Source organism: Acetonema longum DSM 6540 (assembly GCF_000219125.1).
GTDB classification, from domain to species: Bacteria; Bacillota; Negativicutes; order Sporomusales; family Acetonemataceae; genus Acetonema; species Acetonema longum.
Window position 1 is genome coordinate 1 of record NZ_AFGF01000239.1, and the last position, 460, is coordinate 460.

Here is a 460-nt window from a genome sequence, read left to right on the forward strand (position 1 = left end):
CAAGAACTGACCAAAATGTTTGGCGAAGAAGCCTTTAAAGCAGTGGGCGACTTAGCCAATGCCCAACTGAAAAAAGCCATTAAAGATAAAGATCAAGAAAGCATACAACGCTGGGGTAAAGGAGGAAGCTACAGAGTCGCCCTCCATGCCATGGTTGGTGGAATGATGGCCGATTTAGGCGGAGGAAATGTGATTTCCGGCGCTTTAGGAGCAGGAGTATCGGAAGCTAGCAGAAAAGCACTTTCCAAATTATCTCCTGACCTGCAACAGTGGGCCAGTATGGCGATTGGTGGAGCGGCATCAAAGATTTCCGGCGGCGGTATACAAACGGGAGCGAGTACGGCACTGTCCGGTACGAGAAATAACTATTTTACCCATCAATTGCAGGAAGACTTTGCAGAAGACCTGAAAAATGCAACGACCAAAGAAGATCAGATAGCAGTCATAAAAGAATATCTAT

At 46.5% G+C, this 460-nt stretch carries 1 pseudogene; it reads left to right on the forward strand.

What is annotated here, in order from left to right:
* Positions 1–460: pseudogene (locus ALO_RS22635) on the forward strand (hypothetical protein); the annotation flags it as partial.